Consider the following 21,619-nt stretch of genomic DNA (forward strand, 5'->3'; position numbering starts at 1 on the left):
TTTGTCTGCCGAGCCTCATCATGACTGCCACCTTCTCTCCACAGGCGCAGCGTTTTTCCCGCTCCGACTACAAAACCCTGGGCCTGGCCGCCTTGGGTGGCGCGTTGGAAATCTACGACTTCATCATTTTCGTGTTCTTTGCGCTGACCCTCAGCCAATTGTTCTTCCCCCCGGAAATGCCTGAATGGCTGCGCCTGCTGCAAAGCTTTGGCATCTTCGTCACCGGCTATCTGGCACGCCCGCTGGGCGGCATCCTCATGGCGCACTTCGCCGATCACCTGGGGCGCAAGCGCGTATTCAGCCTGAGCATCCTGATGATGGCATTGCCCTGCCTGCTGATCGGCATCATGCCGACCTACGCGCAAATCGGTTATTTCGCACCGCTGATCCTGCTGGTGCTGCGGGTGCTTCAAGGCGCGGCCGTGGGGGGCGAGGTGCCTAGCGCGTGGACCTTTGTCGCCGAACACGCACCGACGAATCATCGCGGCTACGCCTTGGGGTTCCTGCAGGCGGGCCTGACCTTTGGCTACCTGCTCGGCGCACTCACCGCGACCTTGCTGGCGCAGGTTTTTACCCCGGCCGAGATCCTCGACTACGCCTGGCGTTTCCCCTTCCTATTGGGTGGGGTCTTCGGTGTGATCGGTGTTTGGCTGCGCCGCTGGCTCAGCGAAACCCCAGTGTTCCTCGAAATGCAGGCCCGCCGCCAGGCTGGCGCTGAGCTGCCCCTACGCACCGTATTGCGTGACCATCGGGCGGTGTTGCTACCGGCGATGATCCTCACGTGCGTACTCACGTCGGCCGTGGTGGTCCTCGTCGTTATCACCCCGACGATGATGCAAAAAACCTTTGGCATGACCCCTAGCCACACCTTTGCGTTGAGTGCGCTGGGCATCGTCTTCTTGAACATCGGCTGTGTGCTGGCCGGCCTGTTGGTAGACCGCATCGGCGCTTGGCGCGCGGTGTTGGTCTACAGCCTGCTGCTGCCGGTGGGGATTGCGCTGCTGTATGCCAGTTTGATCAACGGCGGTATCTGGCTGGGCGCGGCGTACGCCGTGGCGGGCCTGAGTTGCGGCGTGGTCGGTGCGGTACCGTCGGTGATGGTCGGTTTGTTTCCGGCCCAGGTACGGGTGTCGGGGATTTCGTTTACCTACAACATTGCCTACGCGTTGTGGGCGAGTACGACGCCGTTGATGCTGATTGCGTTGATGCCAACGAGCCCGTGGATTTGCGTGGGCTATTGCGTGGTGATGGGTGCGGTGGGGGTGGTGAGTGTGGCGCTGTTTGGCAAGCGCCACACCTTGGCGACCTGAGCGTCAGGTCAGGAAGTGCCAGAGCAACAGCGTACCTACCAGCCCGACCACCGACACAATCGTCTGCAACACCGACCACACCCAGATCGTCTGCTTCAACTGCAAGCCAAAGTACTCGCGCACCATCCAGAACCCGGCGTCGTTGACGTGGCAGAAGAACACTGAGCCGGCGCCAATCGCCAACGCTACCAACGAGCTTTGTGTCGCCGCCAACCCCGCCATCATCGGCGCCAGGATGCCGGCCGTCGTGGTGGTGGCAACGGTCGCCGAGCCGGTGGCCTGGCGCAATGCCACGGCGATCAACCACGCGAGTAGCAGGTATGGCATGTGGGCGCCTTCGGCGACCTTGCTGATGGTCTGGCTGACGCCGGCGTCCAGCAGGGTTTGCTTGAGGCCGCCGCCGGCGCCGATGGTCAGCAGTAACACGGCGATGGGGGCGAGGGCTTTGCGCAGGGTGTTACCGACTTCAGCTCGCGGCATGCCGGCGGCCCAGCCCAGGCAGATCACGGCGGCGATCACGGCCAAACCGAGGGCGATCAGCGGTTCACCCATGAATTTCAGGGTCAGGCCGATGGTGCTCTCTGCCGGCAGCGCGACTTTGGCCAAGGTGCTGCCTAGCATCAAAATCACCGGCAACAAAATGATCAGCAATGACACCGCAAAGCTCGGCTGGCGCGGTGCCTTGGGCGGTGCGCTGAAGAGCGCGCCGATATCCGCCGGCTCATCCACGTGCAGGCGCTTGGACAGCCAGTTGCCGTAGATCGGGCCCGCGAGGATCACCGCCGGCACCGCCAGGCAAAACCCCAGCAACATGGTCAGCCCCAGGTCGGCGTGCAGCGCGCCCACCGCAATCAGCGGCCCCGGATGCGGTGGCATCAGGGCGTGTAAGGTGGTCATGCCCGCGAGCGCCGGAATAGCGATTTTCAGCAGCGGCTGGTTCGAACGTTTGGCCATCACGAAGATGATCGGCACCATCATCACCAGGCCTACCTCGAAGAACAGCGGCAAGCCGATCACCATCGCGACCAGCGCCATCACCCAGGGCAGAGACTTGCCCTTGCCCAGCCCGAGCAGGGTGGTGGCAATTCGGTCTGCCGCGCCGGACTCAGCCATCAGCGCGCCCAGCATCGAACCCAAGGCAATGATGATCCCGGCTTCGCCAAGAATCGCCCCGGCACCCTTGCTGAACGCCTTGGCCACTTCTTCCGGTGGCAACCCGGCGCCGACCCCGGCGATGAAGGTGCCGATCAGGATCGACAGGAAGGGCGGTAGCTTGGTGGCGCTGATCAGCACAATGATGCTGGCGATGGCCAGCAGCACGCAAAACATCAGGCGGGTGTCGTGAACCATCCACGCGGCAGTCGATAACTCCAAAACGGGACTCCTTATCGAACAGATTGAGAAATTGTTACTTTTTGTTTCTGTCCGAAAAGCATACCTGATGCCGCGCTGGCCAAGTGCTGGTGTACTGTTTTGGTGCGATCAGTGGTAGTCGTCGTCAACGCCCGCTGTAGAGCCATTGCTGTCGTATTTGTAATTTTCCCTCCACCGCCCTGATAAGTCGCGAGCGCTACATTGCTGCAGCTTTGACTTCATGGGCGTGGAACTCTCGTTATGGCAATTTCCGTTAAAAACCTCTTGGGGGCGACGCTGTTGTGGGCGACCGCAAGTGCCGTCTCGGCACAAACCCTTAACTTCGATTCCGCCCTGCAAAGCGCATTTGCCAACAACCCCGATTTGGCGGCTGCCCGGTGGGAAATCGATATCGCCGAGGGCGGTCGCCAACAGGCCGGTTTGATCCCCAACCCGGTTGCTTCCTGGGATGCCGAAGACACCCGCCGCGATACCCGTACTACCACGATCAAACTCAGTCAGACGCTTGAACTGGGCGGCAAACGGGGGGCGCGTATCGACGTCGCCACACGCGCTCAGGAGGCGGCCGCGCTGACTCTGGAACAGCGCCGCAACGGTCTGCGCGCCGATGTGATCGACCGTTACTATGCGGCCCTGCGTGCCCAAGAGCGCCTCGATCTGGCGCAACGCTCTCTAACGTTGGCCGAGCGCGGCCTGATCGTCGCCAACGGTCGGGTTAGCGCAGGTAAATCATCGCCCGTGGAGGCCACTCGCGCTCAGGTGCAGCTTTCGGAAATACGGCTGGAGTTGAATCGCGCGCAGATTGGCCTTACCGATGCCTACCGTCGCCTGGCCACCAGTACCGGTAGCGCCACGCCGGACTTCCAGGCAGTTGCCGCACAAAGCCAATCGGCTCCACCCCTGCCATCAGCGACACAGTTACTGGCGCGCCTTGAGCAAACGGCCGAGTTGCGCCTGGCCGAACTGCAAATCCTGCAAAGCGAGGCCAGCGCGGGGTTGGAGAAAGCCCAGCGGGTTCCCGATCTCGATGTGTCTATCGGCAGCCAATACGACGCCAGTGCACGCGAGCGCGTGAACGTGTTGGGGGTATCGATGCCTATCCCGTTGTTCAACCGCAATCAGGGCAACGTACTCGCCGCTAGCCGTCGCGCGGACCAGGCTCGCGACCTGCGCAACGCCGTCGAGCTGCGCCTGCGCACTGAAACCCGGCAGGCTTTGGACCTGTGGCAAACCGCCAATACCGAAGTGCGCGGGTTCAACGAGCAGATTTTGCCCGCCGCACAAAACGCGGTGGACAGCGCCACCCGTGGCTTCGAGATGGGCAAATTCAACTTCCTCGAAGTGCTCGACGCCCAGCGCACCCTGATCGCAGCACGTACCCAGTACCTAGCGGCGACCGCCCAGGCCACCGACGCCTGGGTGCGCATCGAACGGATCTACGGCGACCTCGCCCGGTTTTGATTTCTCCAGGAGTGACCGATGAACAAACAATACGGCTTGGCGCTTGCCGTCGCCTTGGGCCTGATGCTGTCCGGTTTAGCAAAAGCCGACGAAGAAGAAGGTGCCCTCGAACTTACCGAGCAGCAAATCCAGGTGGCCGGTATTCAATTGGCACAGGCCCAGTCACGTTCGCTCAGCACCCTGTTGACGTTGCCGGCTGAGGTGCGTTTCGACGAAGACCGCACCTCGCACATCGTCCCGCGTACCGCGGGCGTGGTGGAGTCGGTGAAGGTCAACCTCGGCCAGTCGGTAAAAAAAGGTGAGCTGTTGGCGGTGATCGCCAGCCAGCAGATTTCCGACCAGCGCAGTGAGCTGGCTGCCAGCGAACGCCGCGTCGAACTGGCCCGCACCACATTGCAGCGCGAGCGCCAATTGTGGCAGGACAAAATCTCTGCCGAGCAGGATTACCTGCTAGCGCGCCAAACCTTGCAAGAGGCCGAAATCGCGCGAAACAACGCCCGTCAAAAGATGACCGCACTGAGTGGCAGCGCGGTATTGGCCGGCGGCAACCGCTACGAGCTGCGTGCGCCGTTCGCCGGTGTGGTGGTGGAAAAACACCTCGGCGTGGGTGAAGTGGTCAGCGAAACCAGCAACGCTTTCACCCTCTCGGACCTGTCCCAGGTGTGGGTGACCTTCGGTGTGTTTCCCAAGGACTTGAACAAGGTTCGAGTCGGCACACCGGTAAACGTCAGCTCCACCGAAATGGGCAACGAAGTGCTCGGTAACGTCGCCTACGTCGGCAGCCTGCTGGGTGAGCAGACGCGCACCGCCACTGTGCGTGTGACGGTACCCAACCCTGATGATGCCTGGCGCCCAGGTTTGTTTGTCAGCGTTCAGTTGGCCACCGAGACCTACACGGCCAAGGTCACCGTGCCCCAGGAAGCGATTCAGACCGTCGAGGACAAGCCTTCGGTGTTCGAGCGCACGGAGCACGGCTTTGTCACGCGTCACCTTGAATTGGGCATTAGCCAGGACGGCTATGTCGAAGTGCGCAAAGGTCTCGACGCCGGCGCGCAGGTGGCGACGGTTGGCAGCTTCATCCTCAAGTCCGAGCTGGGCAAAGGCTCGGCCGAGCACGCCCATTGATCCTGCGAGTGATTCCCCATGTTTGAGCGCCTTATCCAATTCGCCATCGAGCAGCGCATCATCGTGCTGCTGGCGGTGCTGTTGATGGCTGCAATCGGCATCGCCAGCTATCAGAAACTGCCTATCGATGCGGTGCCCGACATCACCAATGTGCAGGTACAGATCAACTCGGCAGCGGCCGGTTTTTCGCCGCTGGAAACCGAGCAGCGCATCACCTTTCCCATCGAAACCGCAATGGCCGGGCTGCCGGGGCTGCAGCAGACCCGATCGTTGTCACGCTCCGGGTTGTCCCAGGTGACGGTGATCTTCAAGGACGGCACCGACCTGTTCTTCGCCCGCCAATTGGTTAACGAACGCCTGCAAGGCGCCCGTGAACAATTACCCGCCGGTATCGAAACCGCGATGGGACCGATCTCCACCGGCCTTGGGGAAATTTTCTTGTGGGTCGTCGAGGCCGAAGACGGCGCGCTCAAGGAGGACGGCACGCCCTACACGCCCACCGACCTGCGTGTGATTCAGGACTGGATCATCAAGCCGCAGCTACGCAACGTGCCGGGCGTGGCCGAAATCAACACCATCGGCGGCTTTGCCAAGGAATACCAGATAGCCCCAGACCCCAAGCGTCTTGCGGCCTACAAGCTGACGTTGAATGACTTGGTCACGGCGCTGGAGCGTAACAATGCCAACGTGGGTGCCGGTTATATCGAGCGCAGTGGTGAACAGTTGCTGATCCGCGCACCGGGGCAGGTGGCGTCTATCGACGACATCGCCAATATTGTCATCACCACCTCGGACGGTACGCCGATCCGTGTTCGCAATGTTGCCCAGGTCGAGATCGGGCGTGAGTTGCGTACCGGCGCGGCCACGGAAAACGGCCGTGAAGTGGTGCTGGGGACCGTCTTCATGTTGATCGGTGAAAACAGCCGCAGCGTGTCTCAGGCCGTGGCGAAAAAACTTGAGGAGATCAACCGCACGCTGCCCATGGGCGTGGTGGCGGTCACGGTTTACGACCGCACCAATCTGGTTGAAAAAGCCATCGCCACCGTCAAGAAAAACCTCTTTGAAGGCGCATTGCTGGTGGTCGCGGTGCTGTTCCTGTTCCTTGGCAATATCCGCGCGGCATTGATCACGGCGATGGTGATTCCGCTGGCGATGCTGTTCACCTTTACCGGCATGTTCACCAATAAGGTCAGCGCCAACCTGATGAGTCTGGGCGCGCTGGACTTCGGCATTATCGTTGACGGCGCCGTGGTGATCGTCGAGAACGCTATTCGCCGCCTGGCCCATGCGCAACAGCGTCACGGTCGATTGTTAACCCGCAGCGAGCGCTTGCACGAAGTGTTCTCGGCCGCCAAGGAGGCACGACGGGCGCTGATTTTCGGGCAACTGATCATCATGGTGGTGTACCTGCCGATCTTCGCCCTCACCGGGGTCGCCGGGAAGATGTTCCACCCGATGGCGTTCACCGTGGTGATTGCCTTGCTCGGGGCGATGATCTTGTCGGTCACCTTTGTGCCGGCGGCCATTGCGCTGTTTGTGACCGGCAGGGTCAAGGAGGAAGAAAACCTGGTGATGCGCACGGCACGTCGGGCCTATGCGCCGGTGCTGGATTGGGTGATGGCGCGGCGAGCGCTAGTGTTTGGGCTGGCACTCTTGACCATCCTCGGCTCGGGTGTGGTCGCCAGCCGCATGGGCAGCGAATTTATCCCGAGCCTGAGTGAAGGTGACTTCGCTCAGCAGGCGTTACGCGTACCCGGCACCAGCCTGACGCAATCGGTGCAGATGCAGCAGCAGTTGGAAAAAACCTTGATGGCCCAGGTGCCGGAAATCCAACGGGTGTTCGCCCGTACTGGCACCGCGGAGATTGCGTCCGACCCCATGCCGCCCAATATCTCCGACAGCTACGTGATGCTCAAACCGACGGGCCAATGGCCTGATCCGAACAAATCTCGTGAGACGTTGATCGCCGATATCCAGCGCGTCAGTGCGATTGTGCCGGGCAGCGCGTACGAGCTGTCGCAACCGATCCAGCTGCGCTTCAATGAGCTGATTTCCGGGGTGCGCAGCGATGTGGCGGTGAAGGTGTTCGGCGATGACATGGCGGTGCTCAACACGACTGCCGGGGAGATCGCCGAGACCCTTAAAAAGCTCAACGGCGCGTCGGAAGTGAAGGTGGAGCAGACTTCCGGCCTGCCGGTGCTGACCATCAATATCGATCGCGACAAGGCCGCACGCTTTGGGCTGAATGTGGGCGATGTGCAGGACACCATTGCCGTCGCGGTGGGGGGGCGCCAGGCGGGCACGTTGTATGAAGGCGACCGGCGTTTCGATATGGTCGTGCGTTTGTCTGACGCATTGCGTACCGATATCGAAGGGCTGTCGCGTCTTTTGATCCCGGTGCCGGGTAACGCGTCCGACCAGTTGGGCTTTATCGCCTTGTCGCAAGTAGCCAGCCTCGACTTGGTGCTCGGCCCGAACCAGATCAGCCGCGAAAACGGCAAGCGCTTGGTGATCGTCAGCGCCAACGTGCGTGGGCGTGACATCGGCTCGTTCGTGGAGGAGGCCGAGGCCGCCATCATCGCCCAGGTGAACGTGCCGGCCGGTTACTGGACCACCTGGGGTGGCCAGTTCGAGCAGTTGAAGGAAGCCTCCGAGCGCCTGCGCATCGTGGTGCCGGTGGCATTGCTGCTGGTGTTCGGGCTGTTGTTCATGATGTTCAACAACCTCAAGGATGGGCTGCTGGTGTTTACCGGGATTCCATTCGCGTTGACCGGTGGGATCATGGCGCTGTGGTTGCGGGATATTCCACTGTCGATCTCGGCGGGGGTTGGGTTTATTGCCTTGTCCGGCGTGGCGGTGCTCAACGGGCTGGTGATGATCGCCTTTATCCGCAACCTGCGCGAAGAAGGGCGTTCTTTGGCGCAAGCGATCAACGAAGGCGCACTGACGCGACTGCGTCCGGTGCTGATGACGGCACTGGTGGCCTCCCTGGGGTTCATCCCCATGGCGCTCGCCACCGGCACTGGCGCCGAGGTACAACGGCCGTTGGCGACAGTGGTGATCGGCGGGATTATTTCTTCGACGTTACTGACCTTGCTGGTGTTGCCGGCGCTGTATCAATGGGCACATCGCAAGGAAGAGCAAACACCAACCGAAACCGTGTGAACCCGCCGGGCAGGCTGACTACTTCGGCTTGCCCCTGGTGCAAGGTCATGATCGACCGCACGATGGCCAGCCCCAGGCCGGTGCCGCCTTCGGTGCGGGCGCGGCTGCTGTCTACACGGTAGAAGCGCTCGAACAGATGCTGCAGGTGTTGCGCCTCGATACCCGCGCCGGGGTTGCTTACCGATACCGATGCTTTGTCTCCATAGGTCTCCACCAACAGCGAAATATGTGCGCCCGGTGGGCTGTGACGGATGGCATTGGACAGCAGGTTGGAGAGGGCTCTCTGGATCATCAGGCGGTCACCTTGTACCTGGGCCTCGCCGCTGAGGGTCAGGTTCAGGTGTTTGTCTTCGGCGCTCAGGGCGAACAGCTCCATCACCCGATGCGCTTCATCCGCCAGTGACACCGTCGTAAACGACGCTCGCGCCGCCGGGTGGCTGACCTGAGCCAGAAACAGCATGTCGCTGACGATGCGCGCCAGGCGCTCCAGCTCCTCGGTGTTGGACTCCAGCACGGCCTTGTATTCGTCTGGCGGGCGCTGGCGCGACAGCGTCACCTGGGCCTTGCCCATCAGGTTGGTCAGGGGGGCGCGCAATTCATGGGCGAGGTCGTCGGAAAACTGCGAGAGCTGCTGCACCCCCGCATCGAGGCGAGTGAGCATCACGTTGAAAGCCTGCGCCAACTCGCCGAGCTCAAAGGGCAGGTTGTCGAGGGTCAAACGATGGGTCAGGTCCTGGGTGGTGACTTTGGCCGCCACTTGGCTGAACTGTTTCAACGGTGCCAAGCCGCGCTGCACCAGCCACCAGGCGCCCATGCCGATCAGGATCAGCAGCATCGGCAACGCGATCACCGTGGCCCGCAGGTAAGCACTGAGCAATGCTTGGTCGTCCATACGGTCCAGGGACAGCAACACGCGTACCCGCTCGCCACTGGCCAGGCGCATCAGGCTGGACGCGCTGAGCACCTGGTTGCCGAAACTGTCCTGCCAGTTGAGGTAGCCCAGGGTTTCCCGGTGGGCATAGTGGGTAAGTAATGGCTCTTGGGGTTTTGCACCGATGCTCAGCAATACCCGGTTATCGGGTGCGGTGGCGATGATGGTCAGGTAGAAATTGTCATGGCCCATCACCAGGTCCATCAGCGAATGGGGGCGGTCGCGAATAGTGCGGGTGTCCAAGCCTTGCGCCAAGCTGTGCTGGATCTGCTCCATTTTGCTTTCCAGGCCCTTGCGCGCCAGTTTTTCCAGCTCAAAGGTCAGCGCCAGATAGGCCAAGGTCGCCAGCAACACCACCAGGCCGGCGCCCATCAGGCTGACGGTCAGCCCCAGGCGCATCGACAAACTGCCGGTTTTCATGGGCGGGCCTCCAGCACATAACCCACGCCGCGAATGGTGTGGATCAACTTGACCTCGCTCTGGTCATCCACCTTGGCCCGTAGGCGGCTTATGGAGACTTCCACCACATTGGTGTCGCAATCGAAATTCATGTCCCACACCAGGGAAATGATTTGCGTGCGGGTCATCACATCACCGGTTTGGCGCATCAACACCAGGAGCAGGGCGAATTCCTTGGTGGTCAGGTCGATACGCCGGCTGCCGCGATAGGCGCGATGGCGGCGCGGGTCGAGCTCCAGGTCCGAGACACGGAACACCTCCGGTTGCGGGATATGCTCGCTGCGTCGCAACAGGGTGCGCACCCTTGCGAGCAATTCGGGAAACTCGAAAGGTTTGACCAAGTAATCGTCGGCGCCCATGTCCAAGCCCTTGATCTTGTCGTCCAGTCGGCCGCGTGCCGTGAGCATCATCACCCGCTGGGTGCCGTTGCGGCGCAAGTGCTCCAGTACCTCCCAGCCATCTTTGCCGGGCAGGTTGACGTCGAGGATCACCAACTCATAGGCGTGTTGCATGGACAGGTGCAGGCCGTCGATGCCGTTGGCGGCACAGTCGACCACGTAGCCGCTTTCACTGAGGCCTTGTTGCAGGTAGGCGGCGGTTTTTTGCTCGTCCTCGACCACAAGGATACGCATGGGGATTTACCTTTTTTGAAAAGAAAGGGGGAATCCATTTCCTTATGGAGGCTTGTGAAAGGGATGTAGGAAAATTCTGAGATATGAAGTGGCTTCAGAGTCAACTGCGACCATCGGCCGCAATTAACGCGCGCACAAAAAAAACGCCCCAAGGGGGCGTTAAAAAATCATCTCTTTCCAAAGGAGCTACACAAAAGCTTCAGAGATGAATGTGCTCGGTGTTGTACGTTAAAGCCAGCGTACAAAGTTCAACGTAACGAGAAGCTGAGGCCCAGATTACGGTTTTGATAAATAACTAGTTGTGAACAGGTGTTAGTTAAACGCGATTGAATGTAATGACTCAACGCACCGCCATGCCCTGGTCGCCTAACAAATACGTAATGTTCTGGTGAACATTGCGTCAGGGTTGGTTGGTTAATCTCGGTACTGATCTTTCAGTCGAGGAAACGGCGATGAACTTTTATAAACTGACCCTGGGTGTATTAGCAGCAGTCCTGTCATTCGATGCATTGGCCGAACGCGGTGGGGACCGCACGTTTGCGCTGATGATGGAGCGTAATCAACAAGCGATGGTTGTGTATGCCGAAAAGAACGGAAAACCGGCACCCGAAGTCCAGGTGTTTCGCTACGGTATGAAGCTGGACATTGCCAAGGTGGTCAACGTCACCCCACCGATTCGCTCATGCAATCCGGTGCCGTCGCGCATGACCTATGAAGACTCCAGCGGCAAGCTCAATACCTTGGAGTATCAGGTGATGGGCGTCTGCCGAAGCAAGGAGGGTTAATGGATCCAAAAAAAGAGTTGGGTGCAGCGCTAAAGTCCTCTTCAGAAAACGCTCGCAGGGCCGATGCAGGTCAGATCATTCTCTCCAATTGACCATCGGTGCCCAATGTTCAACACCCGTTTGAAGCAGGAGCTGTCGGCTCTTCGCGAAGAATTGTCCAGCTTGCAACAGGTTAAGGAGAGCCTGGAAAGTGAAATGCTGTGTCTGACGCTGGATGCCGAAGGCCGGGTTGAATGGGCCAATACCAACTTTTTGCAGGAGTTGGTCTATCAGGGCACCCAGTTGCAGGGGCGTGCTATTGAAGAGCTGGTACCGGCGCATGCGCGCAAGGATGAGTTTCAGTTGCGCTTCAAGAATGCGCTGGTGCGTGGTGAGCATTTTGCGGGCACCGTGCGCTTGATGCGCGGCAACGGGCAGGAAGCGTGGTTGCGCTCGATTGTGCAGCCAGTACGTGGCCCGGACGGGCGTATCAAGCATTTCTCGATTTACTCCAGCGACCTCACCCGCACCATCGAGGGCTCCCGCGAGCATGAAAACCTGATCACCGCTCTCGTGCGCTCCACGGCCGTGATCGAGTTCGACCTGGGCGGGCACGTGCTGACCGCCAATGACCGCTTCCTCGGCGGCATGGGTTACAGCCTGGCGCAGATCCAGGGCAAACATCACCGTATGTTCTGCGAACCGCAGGAGCACAACAGCGCCGAGTACCAGGACTTCTGGAAACGCCTGAACAACGGTGAGTTCGTGGCGGCGCGCTTCAAGCGAGTGGACAGCCATGGCCGCGTGGTGTGGCTGGAAGCCACCTACAACCCAGTGCTGGACGCCACCGACCGCCTGTACAAAGTGGTCAAGTTCGCCACGGTGATTACCGACCAGGTCAACCGGGAGCAGGCCGTCGCCGAGGCCGCCAACATTGCCTACAGCACTTCCCTGCAAACCGACAACAGTGCCCAACGTGGCACTACGGTGGTGACCCAGGCTGTGGACGTGATGCGCGACCTCGCTACCCACATGCAGCAAGCCGGTGAGGGCATCGAGGCGCTGAACGCCCAATCCCAAGTGATCGGCAGCATCGTCAAGACCATCAGCGGCATCGCCGAACAAACCAACCTGCTGGCGCTCAACGCAGCCATTGAAGCGGCGCGTGCGGGCGAGCAGGGCCGGGGCTTTGCGGTAGTGGCCGATGAGGTACGCCAGTTGGCATCGCGCACCAGCAAGGCCACCGAGGAGATTGTCGGCGTGGTGCGTCAGAACCAGGACATGGCCCGCGATGCGGTCGCCCTGATGACCGACGGGCGCCTGCAAGCCGAGCAAGGCCTGGCCCTGGCGGCAGAGGCGGGCACGGTGATCGTGGAGATTCAGGACGGTGCGCAAAAAGTGGTCAGCGCCGTCGGACAGTTCGCCAACCAACTGTCGAGCTGAGCCGGGGGCTCAGGTATCGTAGGCGCTTTCTTGCTTGAAGAGCCGACCGTCCATGAGCCCTATTCACCGTCGCCCCGTTCCGTTGTCCAAGGCCTACCGCTTGCTCAATCACGGGCCTACCGTGCTGGTGAGCGCTGCACACAACGGTCGACGCAATATCATGGCCGCTGCCTGGGCCATGCCCCTGGATTTCGAGCCGCCGAAAGTCGCAGTGGTGCTGGACAAGGCCACGTGGACCCGCCAACTGCTGGAAGGCAGCGGCACCTTCGTGCTGCAAGTGCCGTGCGTGGCCCAGGCCGATCTGGTGCAAACGCTTGGCAACACCAGCGGCGCCGAGATGGACAAATTTGCCACTTACGGCCTGCAAACCTTCAACGGTGAACACACCGAAGCACCGCTGCTCGAAGGTTGCGTAGCCTGGCTTGAATGCCGCCTGTTGCCCGAACCCCACAACCAGCAAACCTACGATTTGTTTTTGGGCGAAGTGGTCGCGGCCTATGCCGACGAGCGCGTGTTCAGCGAAGGGCATTGGCACTTCGAAGGTCAGGATCAACTGCGCACCTTGCACCACATTGCCGGCGGTAACTTCCTGACCATCGGCGAGCCGATTACCGGGCGTCAGCTCTAAGCCGCTACCAGCGGGCGTTTGCCAAGGCTTCGGCAAACGCCATCAGCTTCGGTGAATATTGGCGCGACGGTGGGTACACCAACGCGATCGCCCGACTGCGCCCGGCGAAGGCGTCCAGCACCGGCACCAGGCGCCCGGCAGCCAGGTCGTCGCGCACCGCGAAGTCCATCACCTGTGCGATACCAAACCCGCCCACGGCGCCGTCCACCAGCGCATCGCCGATATCGAAGATCAGTCGCCCTTCGACGCTCACGTCCTGCACTTTGCCATCGAGCATGAACTGCCAATCCACCATGCGCCCGCTGCGCAGGTTACGCACGGTGAGGCAGTGGTGGTGCTTCAAGTCATCGACGCTGTGCGGCGTGCCGAAACGGGCGAGGTAGGCGGGCGAGGCCACGGTGACCCAACGCAATGGCGTCAATGCACGGGCGATCAGGCGTTGGTCCTGAATCTCACCGGTGCGCAGCAGGGCGTCGAAGCCTTCGTCGACGATATCCACCAAGCGGTCGGTCATCACCGCTTCGATGCGCAGCTCGGGGTAGCGTAACGTGAGTTCGCCAATCACTGGCATCACCACCTTGCGCCCGAACAGTGACGGCGTGCTGATTTTCAACAGGCCGGACGGGGTGCTGCGGCGGTCGATCAAAAGCTTTTCGGCTTCGGCGAGTTCCGCCAGCAAGGGTGCGCTGCGCTCGTACAGCATTTGCCCATCCGGCGTGAGGCTGACGCTGCGGGTGTTGCGCTGCAGCAGGCGCACGCCCAACTCGCTCTCCAAGCGCGAAATTGCCCGTGAAAGGCCGGATTGAGTCAGCCCCAGATCGCCAGCGGCACGGGTAAAGCTGCGGGTTTCGGCAACGCGGACCAACAGGCGAACAGCGTTCAGATCCATGATTAAAGTCATTACTGAAAGAGTGATAGCGGTATTTATCATCTGACGCGCATAAAAGACACTGGCCGGACTTCATTTTCGGACAGGACGCTGTGATGCCTTCCTCACGACCTTCAGGCTGGATGCTGGCGCTGCTGGCCACTGCCCAACTGATCATCGCCCTTGATGCGACCATCGTGTTTGTCGCCCTGCCGCAGATCGGCACTCACCTGGATTTTTCTTCGCAACAATTGCAGTGGGTGGTGAGCGCCTACAGCGTGGCCTTTGGCGGCTTCCTGCTGCTGGGCGGCAGGGCTACGGACTTGCTCGGCAAGCGACGGTTGTATCGGGTAGGGCAGTCGCTGTATGCACTGGCGTCCCTGGCGGCGGTGCTCGGTGGCAGCGCGGTATTGCTGGTGCTGGCGCGGGCGGTGCAGGGTGTGGGCGGGGCGTTGTTGTTTCCGGCGACCTTGGCGCTCATTAACACCCACTACGCCGAAGGGCCTGAACGTAACCGTGCGTTTGCAGTGTGGAGCGCGGCGTCGGCGGCCGGCCTGGCATTGGGCGCGTTGCTCGGGGGTGTATTGACCCAAGTGTGGGGCTGGGAAGCGGTGTTTCTGGTGAATGTGCCGTTGGCGGGCGGGTGTGCGTGGGCGGCGCGTTATTGGATTCCGGCCGATGGCGAGCGGGCGCGCGGGCGCAACTTCGATATCAGCGGTGCATTGACCGTGACCGTCGGCGGCACTTTGCTGGTGTTCGCGCTGGTACAGGGCCCGGAATGGGGTTGGACGGCACCGCCGACCCTGGGCTGCATTGCCTTGGCAGTAGCCTTGCTGGGGTTGTTCGCCTGGATCGAACATCGCGGCCGCGACCCGCTGATGCCGCTGCGCTTGCTTGCCTACCCCGAGCTGCGCATGGCCATGGTGCTTACGGCCGTGTTTATGAGCAGCTTTGGCGTGCAGTACTACTTCCTTGCGCTGTATTACCAACAGGTCTACGGCTACAGCGTGTTGCAGGCAGGGTTGGCGTTTTTGCCGGCGACCTTGGTGTGCACATTCGGCATCTGGCTGGCGGAGCGTTCGTTGGCCCGGATCGGGCTGCGCAACACGCTGGTCAGCGGGCAACTGGCGGGCGCCGTGGGTATTGCGCTGGTGTGTTGGGCGTTGCCCACAGGGGTAGGGTTCTGGTCGTTGTTGCCGGGGATTTTTATCCTGAGTATCGGCCAGGGCATGACTTGGACGGCGATGTGGGTGGCTGCGGGCCTGGGTATCCGGCCGGGAGAGCAGGGTGTGGCAGCGGGGATGGCATCTACCAGTCAGCAGATTGGTGGGGCGTTGGGGTTGGCGGTGCTGGTGTCGGTGGCGAGTGCCGGGGGGATTGAGTTGGCGTTGTGGTGGAGTGCGGCGGTGGCGTTGTTGGGGGCGGTGGTTGCGCTGAGGCTGAAGGAGAGCGGCGTTAAGCCGAACTCGATTTTGGAAACAACATAAAAAAATGTGGGAGCTGGCTTACCTGCGATAACGGTGTATCAGTCATCACTTTTGTAGCTGACCCGCCGCCATCGCAGGCAAGCCACCTCCCACATTGACTGCATTTCAATGCTGGGGAATCAGCGCCCCAGCATCTTCACCCAACGCGACGGCGGCATGCCGTAAGTGCTGCGAAATTGCCGGGTCATGTGGCTCTGGTCGGTGAACCCGGCAATCATCGCGGCGTCCACTAGTGACTGACCCTGATCCAGCAGGCTGCGCACCAGGTCCAACCGGCGCATCGTCAGGTAGCGATAAGGGCTGGTACCAAACAACAGGCGAAAGTCCCGCGACAACGCCCAGCGATCGCGCCCGGCGTGGTCGGCCATTTCATCCAGGGTGATGCTGCGGCCCAAGGCGCTGTGGATAAATTCCCGCGCGCGTTCGGCGGCCACATAATCGAAGGTCTTGCGGCTGATGATTTCGCCCGAGGCGCTGCTCAGTGCCAGGGCCAGGTCGAACATCGCATCCTGTTCCTGTAGCGGGTCTATGGGGCAGTCCAGATTTTGCAGCAGCACTTCGCTGGCGCGGAACAACCGTGTGTCTGTGGACAAGCCACCGGGGATAAACGGCAACGGTTTACCGCCGAGGATCTGCTGGATCAGCGCCGGCTCCACATAAATCATCCGGTACTTGAAGCCCTCCTCACTGCCAGCATGGCCGTCGTGGGTTTCATCGGGGTGAAGCACCATGGTCGTGCCTGGCAGGCTGTGGATCATCTCACCGCGATAATGAAAGCTCTGCACGCCCGACAAGGTCCGGCCAATGGCATAGGTGTCATGGCGATGAGGGTCGAAGGCGAAGCCAGCAAAGTACGCCTCGATACGGTCCAGGCCACTGGCATGCGGGGCGCGGTGCAGCCAGTCGAGGGTGCGGGTGGGGTTGCCCATGGTGACTTGTCACAAAAAGAGGTGGAAACACGTTAACCCAGTCTGCATCCCTTGTCTGCCGAGGTCTTGTACGATTGTGCAGGGCGGAGGCGAGGCCTATGATCGCCATTCGTGACCTGCGCTGATGGAGCTGCCGCCCATGGATATCGTAAACCCCGCCTACGTGGCGCCCTTGGTTTCGTTGGCCCTGCTGTGGACCGTGGCGGTGGTGACGCCGGGCCCCAACTTCTTCAACACCGCGCAACTGGCGGCCAGTTGCTCGCGCCGCCACGGCGTGGTGGCCTCGTCTGGCGTGGCCACTGGCACGATCATGTGGGGGCTGGCGGGTGGCCTGGGGATCAAGTCGCTGTTTACCGCCGCACCGATGCTGTACCTGGCCTTCAAGATCATCGGTGGCTGTTACCTCATCTACCTGGGGCTGAAACTGTTCAAGCGCTCGGCGCCAGCCTTGGGCCAGAACCTGTTGCCGGTCGAGCCTCGGCGCTCGCTGTTCTCGGCGTGGCGCCTGGGGCTGCTGGGTAACTTGTCCAACCCCAAGGCTGCGCTGTTCGTCGCCACCATCTTCGCCTCCACCATGCCGCCGTCGCCGTCGCCGATGCTGTTGACCCTGGCAGTGATCACCATGGCGACCTTGTCCTTCAGTTGGTACACCTGCGTCGCCCTAGTGTTTTCCAGCGAGCGCATGGCCAGCCTCTACAGCCGTTCCCGCAAGTGGCTCGACCGTTTCGCTGGCGGCTGCTACGTGCTGTTCGGCGCACATCTGGTAGCGAATCGCTGACGGGTCGTGGTAAGAAGCCTTACGTTCAACAGTGAGGCAGGGTCATGAGCAAGGTGCGGGTAGGTATTATTTTTGGTGGCCGTTCGGCGGAGCACGAAGTCTCGTTGCAGTCGGCGCGCAACATTGTCGATGCGCTGGACCGCACGCGTTTTGAGCCCGTGCTGATCGGCATCGACAAGGCCGGTCACTGGCACCTCAACGACACTTCCAACTTCCTGATCAACCAGGAAAACCCGGCCCTGATCGCCCTCAATCAATCCAACCGTGAGCTGGCCGTCGTGCCCGGCAAGGCCAGCCAGCAAGTGGTGGAAACCACCGGCAGCGGCCTGCTGGAACACATCGATGTGATCTTCCCCATCGTCCACGGCACCCTCGGCGAAGACGGTTGCCTGCAAGGCCTTTTGCGCATGGCGGACCTGCCCTTCGTCGGCTCCGACGTGCTGGGCTCGGCGATGTGCATGGACAAGGACATCAGCAAGCGCCTGCTGCGCGATGCGGGCATCGCCGTTACGCCGTTCATCACCCTTACGCGTCGCAACGCCGCACGCACTTCCTTTGAGACTGCGGTGAGCACGCTGGGCCTGCCAATGTTCGTCAAGCCGGCCAACCAGGGCTCATCGGTAGGTGTAAGCAGAGTTGCCGATGAAGTCGAATACCACGCTGCCATCGAACTGGCTCTGGGCTTTGATGAAAAAGTGCTGGTGGAGTCTGCCGTCAAAGGCCGTGAAATCGAATGTGCCGTACTGGGCAATGACGACCCCATCGCCAGCGGCTGCGGTGAGATCGTGGTGAGCAACGGCTTCTATTCCTATGACAGCAAATACATCGACGGCCAGGCGGCCCAGGTGGTGGTGCCGGCGGCGATCAGCACTGAGGCAAGCGAGCGTATTCGTGGCTTGGCCATCGAGGCGTTTGAAGTGCTGGGCTGCGCGGGTCTGGCGCGGGTCGATGTGTTTCTGACCGAGGACGGCCAAGTGCTGATCAACGAGATCAACTCACTGCCAGGCTTCACCCGCATCAGCATGTACCCCAAGCTGTGGCAGGCAGCGGGGATGAGCTACAGCGAGCTGGTCACTCGGCTGATTGAGTTGGCGCTGGAGCGGCATGCGGGGCGCAGGACGCTCAAGATTAGTCGCTGAGATTTCCCGGTATGAACGTGACCCCTGTGGCGAGGGAGCTTGCTCCCGTCGGGGGCGAAGCCCCCCTGGTCAGCTTGACGCGTTCTTTGAGTAAAAAACGCTGCGGCCGGTTTTGGGGCTGCTGCGCAGCCCAGCGGGAGCAAGCTCCCTCGCCACAATCCCTCCTCGCAGAGGGGCGGGCTTCGGCGATAGCCAAGTTGTCAGTCACCGACCGCTTCGCCCTCACGCCGAGGGTCTGCGCCACCTTCCAGCCTCACCTTGCCCTGGGCATCACGCGTGCGAACGATGGCCTGGACGCCGCTGGTCATATCGATCTCGCTCAGCGCATGGCCCTTGTCCTTGAGCGTCTGTTTCAAGGCCGGGCTGAACAACCCGTGTTCCAGCTCGGTCGCGCCGTTGCGGCTGCCGAAGTTGGGCAGGTTGATGGCGGCTTGCGGGTCAAGGTTCCAGTCGAGCATCGCCACTAGGGACTTGCTCACATACTCGATAATTTGCGATCCGCCTGGCGAGCCCACGGTAGCAAGCAGCTCGCCGCTGTTGCGGTCAAACACCAGTGTCGGCGCCATGGCCGAGCGCGGGCGCTTGCCGGGCTCGACGCGGTTGGCCACCGGCTGGCCGTTTTCTTCGGGGATGAACGAGAAGTCGGTCATCTGGTTGTTGAGCAAAAAGCCCTGAACCATCACATGGGCGCCGAATGCTGCCTCCACCGTGGTGGTCATCGACACGGCGCCACCCAGGTCATCCACTGCCACCACTTGCGAGGTGGAGATGCGCAGCGGTGAACGGTCCGGCGCGTAGGCCAACTGGACTCCCGCAGGTGTGCCCGGCTTGGCGGTGCCCATGCTGCGCTCGCCAATCAACGCAGCACGTTTGGCGAGATAGTCCGGGGCGACGAGACCGGCGACCGGCACCGGTACAAAATCGGCATCGGCCACGTACAACGCACGGTCGGCGAAGGCCAGGCGACCCGCTTCGGCGAGCAGGTGGACGGCTTCGGGCGTCGGCTCCTGGCCTGCCGGCGATGCGCTTTTCCGGGGTTTCATCGGCGCGATGGCGAGCTGTGGGTCGCGGGCTTCCAGCGCCTGCAACGTACCCAGGATCTGCGCAATGGCAATCCCGCCCGATGACGGTGGCGGCATGCCGCACACTTTCCATCGTTTGTAGTCGGTGCACAGCGGCGTGCGCTGCTTGGCGGTGTAGCTGCCGAGATCGGCTTGGGAGAGGCTGCCCGGATTGCGATGGCCCTGAACCTTGCGCGCAATTTCATCGGCAATCGGCCCGCGGTACAGCGCGTCCGGCCCTTCTTTGGCGATGCGCTTGAACACCGTGGCCAGCGCCGGGTTTTTCAACAACGTACCCGTGGCCTTGGGCGTGCCATCGGTGTTTAAAAAGTACACCGCCATGTCTGGCGAATTTGGGATGTATCGGTCAGCGGCGATCAGCGCATGCAGGCGTGGGGAAATCGCGAAGCCTTGTTCCGACAAGCGAATCGCCGGCTCAAACAGCTTGGCCCATGGCAGGCGCCCGGTTTGCTTATGAGCCATCTCCAGCGCCCGCAACACGCCCGGTGTACCCACCGAACGCCCACCGATCTGCGCCTGGGCAAAGGCCATCGGCGTGCCGTCCGCGTTGAGGAACAATCGCTCAGTCGCACCGGCCGGTGCGGTTTCGCGGCCGTCGTACGCGTGCACGTTTTTGCCGTCCCACAGCATGATGAAAGCACCGCCACCGATGCCCGACGATTGCGGTTCTACCAAGGTCAACACGGCCTGCATCGCAATCGCCGCATCAATCGCTGAGCCGCCCTGGCGCAACATTTCACGCCCGGCTTGGGCCGCCAGTGGGTTGGCGGCGGCGGCCATATGGCGTTCGGCGTGGCGGGTAGTGAGGTCGGTGCGGTAGCCCGACCCCAGCTCTGGTGCCGGTGGTTGTTCGTTGACTGGGGTATGACAGGCGGCCAGGGTGAGGGCTGTCGCAATCACAAACAGCTGCCGGCGGGAAATCAAAAGCACGCGCTGAACTCCGTTCATTTTGAGAATGATCTGTTGTCCTTGGGGCTGTACTTTTTACAGGTAAGTCGGACCCTGCGGATAGAGCTGCGGGTGGTCGGTACTTTTTTGCGGGCATAAAAAAACGGCCTACCTTTCGGTAAGCCGTTTTTAGTACTTGGTGGCTACACAGGGACTTGAACCCCGGACCCCAGCATTATGAATGCTATGCTCTAACCAACTGAGCTATGTAGCCAAGTGGCGCGCATTATTCGCTCAGAACGGCAATGCGTCAAGCATTTATTTTGAATTTTTATCTACGCTTTCAACTGTTTAAGAAAAAGCAGCTAATTCGGCGACGAGTGGTGGGGTGTACGTGGGCGTTGCGGTGAGGGCGACCTGAGGTGGGCGTGCGGTGGCTGCGGCGCTCGAAAGTTGGGCAGATATCCCTGCCGCCCAACAACGGCTAATTGGCCGGGCTTACGGATACAGCGGGTTGTGGGTGACGCGCTTCAGTTGTTCGCGAGCCCGCGACAGGCGGGACCTCACAGTGCCAATGGGGATATCCAGCGCGTCGGCAGTGTCTTGGTAGCTGCCGTCGGTCTCAAGGGATGCGTATAGCGTTTTGCGCATTTCCACCGGCAGGTCCTTGATGGCAATCAGGGTTTTTTCCAGCCGCCGGTTGATTTCGAACTCCCAATCCAGGTTGTTGTTCTCCTCTTGTCCATGCCACAGAGCTTCATCAAATTCGCAATGCACCGGTTTGGCGTACAGGCGCCGGAAGTGGTTGCGAATCAGGTTCTGTGCAATCCCGCACATCCAGGTGCTGAGAGTGGCCTGGCCGCTGAAGCGGTCCCGGTTGCGCCAGGCTTCGAGGTAGGTCAGTTGCAGGATGTCGTCGGCATCCTCGGGGTTCAATACACGCTTGTGAATAAAACGTCGGAGTTTTTTCTGATGGTCGTCCGTCAGGTGGAGCATGAATTGAGGCGAGCCGCCAACAAGGTGAGCCAATGCACCAATAGGGATATCCATGATTTTTTCCTCAGGGTAGACGCGATCGAAATGGAGTCGACGCAAAGCCCTTTAGCACTGGATGTGCCAAGCGGAAAAATCACATAACTATTTGATTTATATAGAT

16 protein-coding genes, 1 tRNA gene and 2 pseudogenes are annotated in these 21,619 nt (G+C 61.1%); 11 read left to right on the forward strand and 8 right to left on the reverse strand.

Translation table 11 applies throughout. The features are described from left to right. The first annotated feature begins 20 nt into the window (after nucleotides 1-20). Nucleotides 21-1,310: an MFS transporter gene (locus ICY20_RS00090; RefSeq protein ID WP_194936693.1), complete on the forward strand. Its 1,290-nt coding sequence runs from the start codon at nucleotides 21-23 to the stop codon at nucleotides 1,308-1,310. Between the two features lie 3 nt (nucleotides 1,311-1,313). Here ICY20_RS00090 and ICY20_RS00095 read toward each other — a convergent pair whose 3' ends face one another. Further along, nucleotides 1,314-2,684, reverse strand: a complete 1,371-nt coding sequence (locus ICY20_RS00095) for a GntT/GntP/DsdX family permease (protein WP_159958811.1) — start codon at nucleotides 2,682-2,684, stop codon at nucleotides 1,314-1,316. 240 nt (nucleotides 2,685-2,924) lie between these two features. Here ICY20_RS00095 and ICY20_RS00100 point away from each other — a divergent pair, with 240 nt between their 5' ends. The 3 genes from ICY20_RS00100 to ICY20_RS00110 are packed head-to-tail and all read left to right on the forward strand — an operon-like array spanning nucleotide 2,925 to nucleotide 8,435. Continuing rightward, the gene (locus tag ICY20_RS00100; protein WP_194936694.1) at nucleotides 2,925-4,145 is read left to right on the forward strand and encodes a TolC family protein; all 1,221 of its coding nucleotides are present in this window, start codon (nucleotides 2,925-2,927) and stop codon (nucleotides 4,143-4,145) included. 18 nt (nucleotides 4,146-4,163) lie between these two features. Next, nucleotides 4,164-5,270: an efflux RND transporter periplasmic adaptor subunit gene (locus tag ICY20_RS00105; RefSeq protein ID WP_194936695.1), complete on the forward strand. Its 1,107-nt coding sequence runs from the start codon at nucleotides 4,164-4,166 to the stop codon at nucleotides 5,268-5,270. Between the two features lie 18 nt (nucleotides 5,271-5,288). Continuing rightward, nucleotides 5,289-8,435 (forward strand): CusA/CzcA family heavy metal efflux RND transporter, encoded by a 3,147-nt coding sequence (locus ICY20_RS00110; protein ID WP_194936696.1) that lies wholly within the window; start codon nucleotides 5,289-5,291, stop codon nucleotides 8,433-8,435. Here the strand turns inward: ICY20_RS00110 and ICY20_RS00115 are convergent. Both ICY20_RS00115 and ICY20_RS00120 read right to left on the reverse strand, forming a co-directional pair. After that, nucleotides 8,341-9,786 carry a heavy metal sensor histidine kinase gene (locus tag ICY20_RS00115; RefSeq protein ID WP_194936697.1) on the reverse strand — a complete coding sequence of 482 codons (1,446 nt, stop codon included), beginning with the start codon at nucleotides 9,784-9,786 and terminating at the stop codon, nucleotides 8,341-8,343. The genes ICY20_RS00110 and ICY20_RS00115 overlap by 95 nt on opposite strands. Next, a complete protein-coding gene (locus tag ICY20_RS00120) occupies nucleotides 9,783-10,457 on the reverse strand; it encodes a heavy metal response regulator transcription factor (protein ID WP_159958821.1) in 675 nt (224 codons plus the stop codon). Before ICY20_RS00120 ends, ICY20_RS00115 begins: the two co-directional genes overlap by 4 nt. A gap of 452 nt (nucleotides 10,458-10,909) precedes the next feature. Here ICY20_RS00120 and ICY20_RS00125 point away from each other — a divergent pair, with 452 nt between their 5' ends. From ICY20_RS00125 to ICY20_RS00135, 4 genes and pseudogenes are all read left to right on the forward strand, one after another. Next, complete coding sequence (locus tag ICY20_RS00125; RefSeq protein WP_159958823.1) at nucleotides 10,910-11,242, forward strand: DUF2790 domain-containing protein; 333 nt, start codon at nucleotides 10,910-10,912, stop codon at nucleotides 11,240-11,242. A 195-nt stretch (nucleotides 11,243-11,437) separates the two neighbouring features. After that, nucleotides 11,438-12,124 (forward strand): annotated as a pseudogene (locus tag ICY20_RS28330) (PAS domain-containing protein); the annotation flags it as partial. Nucleotides 12,125-12,232: 108 nt separating this feature from the next. After that, nucleotides 12,233-12,664 (forward strand): annotated as a pseudogene (locus tag ICY20_RS28335) (methyl-accepting chemotaxis protein); the annotation flags it as partial. Nucleotides 12,665-12,716: 52 nt separating this feature from the next. Further along, nucleotides 12,717-13,292 carry a flavin reductase family protein gene (locus tag ICY20_RS00135; RefSeq protein ID WP_194936699.1) on the forward strand — a complete coding sequence of 192 codons (576 nt, stop codon included), beginning with the start codon at nucleotides 12,717-12,719 and terminating at the stop codon, nucleotides 13,290-13,292. A gap of 4 nt (nucleotides 13,293-13,296) precedes the next feature. On the opposite strand, the gene ICY20_RS00140 is transcribed toward ICY20_RS00135, so the two are convergent. After that, on the reverse strand, nucleotides 13,297-14,181 hold the full coding sequence (locus tag ICY20_RS00140; RefSeq protein ID WP_159958829.1) for a LysR family transcriptional regulator: 885 nt from the start codon (nucleotides 14,179-14,181) through the stop codon (nucleotides 13,297-13,299). A 122-nt stretch (nucleotides 14,182-14,303) separates the two neighbouring features. Between ICY20_RS00140 and ICY20_RS00145 the strand changes: the two genes are divergently transcribed. Further along, nucleotides 14,304-15,647 (forward strand): MFS transporter, encoded by a 1,344-nt coding sequence (locus ICY20_RS00145; RefSeq protein WP_194937083.1) that lies wholly within the window; start codon nucleotides 14,304-14,306, stop codon nucleotides 15,645-15,647. 119 nt (nucleotides 15,648-15,766) lie between these two features. Here ICY20_RS00145 and ICY20_RS00150 read toward each other — a convergent pair whose 3' ends face one another. After that, nucleotides 15,767-16,576 (reverse strand): AraC family transcriptional regulator, encoded by an 810-nt coding sequence (locus ICY20_RS00150; RefSeq protein ID WP_194936700.1) that lies wholly within the window; start codon nucleotides 16,574-16,576, stop codon nucleotides 15,767-15,769. 139 nt (nucleotides 16,577-16,715) lie between these two features. On the opposite strand from ICY20_RS00150, the gene ICY20_RS00155 reads away from it, so the two are divergent. After that, nucleotides 16,716-17,354, forward strand: coding sequence for a LysE family translocator (locus ICY20_RS00155; RefSeq protein ID WP_194936701.1), 639 nt, complete (start codon nucleotides 16,716-16,718; stop codon nucleotides 17,352-17,354). 44 nt (nucleotides 17,355-17,398) lie between these two features. Then, a complete protein-coding gene (gene ddlA / locus ICY20_RS00160) occupies nucleotides 17,399-18,493 on the forward strand; it encodes a D-alanine--D-alanine ligase (protein ID WP_159958835.1) in 1,095 nt (364 codons plus the stop codon). 200 nt (nucleotides 18,494-18,693) lie between these two features. Here the strand turns inward: ddlA and ggt are convergent, their stop codons facing one another. The 3 genes from ggt to ICY20_RS00175 form a co-directional block, all read right to left on the reverse strand. Then, nucleotides 18,694-20,523: a gamma-glutamyltransferase gene (ggt, locus tag ICY20_RS00165; RefSeq protein ID WP_194936702.1), complete on the reverse strand. Its 1,830-nt coding sequence runs from the start codon at nucleotides 20,521-20,523 to the stop codon at nucleotides 18,694-18,696. Nucleotides 20,524-20,660: 137 nt separating this feature from the next. Then, a tRNA-Met gene (locus tag ICY20_RS00170) sits at nucleotides 20,661-20,737 on the reverse strand. A 224-nt stretch (nucleotides 20,738-20,961) separates the two neighbouring features. Further along, entirely contained in the window at nucleotides 20,962-21,513 is a 552-nt protein-coding gene (locus tag ICY20_RS00175; RefSeq protein WP_159958839.1) for an RNA polymerase sigma factor, read from the reverse strand. Nucleotides 21,514-21,619 lie beyond the last annotated feature (106 nt).

The organism is Pseudomonas pisciculturae (assembly GCF_015461805.1).
Lineage (GTDB): Bacteria > Pseudomonadota > Gammaproteobacteria > Pseudomonadales > Pseudomonadaceae > Aquipseudomonas > Aquipseudomonas pisciculturae.